The 1,181-nt window shown below is 59.1% G+C and carries 1 protein-coding gene; it reads right to left on the bottom strand.

Annotated features, from left to right (window positions below):
* The coding region (locus CW742_RS14070) for a PAS domain S-box protein (protein WP_292421456.1) at positions 1-1,181 on the bottom strand (1,181 nt) is incomplete at both ends.

The following is a 1,181-nucleotide window of genomic DNA, read 5'->3' as shown; positions in this document are numbered from 1 at the left end:
CTCTAAGAGCGGGTCGGCAAAGACTTCCAGCCCCGGGTTGCTGCAGTCGATCCGGATATTTCGGACCGGGAGCCGGGGCAGGATCTTCTTCATCAGGGCATCAACATCCTGCCATACCGGCGCCTTTACTCCCAGACCCTCATAATCCTTGGTGAAACTGATCTGGTTCTCGATTGTCCGGGCAACCTCCATGGCTTTCTCAATGAATCTGACGCATTGTACGGGATCCTCAAGGGAGGTTCTGGAAATTTCGAGATATGCCGAGAGGGCCATCAGCTGGTTCTTGATATCATGCCGGGTTATGCCGGACAGGAGGTTGAGCTTCCGGTTGACCGTACGGAGCGCCTCTTCGATCTGTTTGCGCTCCGTGATGTCGGTCAGGACGCTCATGATGGCCGGGCCCCGCCCATACCGGACCGGCACGCTCTGCACGATACAGGTATAGGTCCTGCCATCCGGCCCGGCGATGAGGATCTCGTGCGGTTTTGCCGGTGCGGACGTGGCGAGGATCGTTTGGATCATCTGCCCGCTTTTCGCCCGGCTCTCCGGTGCAATGAAGGTGGTTATGGGCTGTCCCGCCAGGGCTTCAAGGGAGATCCCCGTGAACCGTACGGCAGCCGGGTTTGCGTAGAGGATGGATGTCCCGTCATGGACAACGATGAAGTCCGGCAGGTTCTCCGAAAGGATACGGTACCTCTCCTCGCTTTCGGCAACTTCACCCTGTTCCCGGACCATGTTCAGCATCAGGAACAGGACGCCCCCGAGGATCTCTCCTGCTACGATTGCCACGAAGAAGATGCTGTTGAAGTCATCGGCCGAGAAGATGCTCTCGGGGGGAAGGAACGCCCAGTAGATGCAGCGGATGACATAGAGGGAGGCGATCCCGGACAGGGCGACGAAAAACGACCCGTTGATGAACCGGTTCTCATTCCCGGCAGACCGTATCGCAAGGTATCCCATGAAAGCCATGCCGGGGGCGATCACGAGTGCCGAGAGGCTTGCCCGGGCAACGTTGGAATCGGAGGCGCAGGTGAACCAGAAGATCAGGATAGTATCGAGAACGACACCCGAATACAGGATCGCCGGGGTCCCCCGTCCACCGGAGCACCGGGTAATCGCGTCCGCCCGCAGACAGAACGCCCAGGCTACCACCAGGTTCGCGGTGACAAGCGAGAAAAGGA

Source organism: Methanoregula sp. (assembly GCF_002835825.1).
Lineage (GTDB): Archaea > Halobacteriota > Methanomicrobia > Methanomicrobiales > Methanospirillaceae > Methanoregula.
This window is presented reverse-complemented; position numbering and strand designations above follow the sequence as displayed.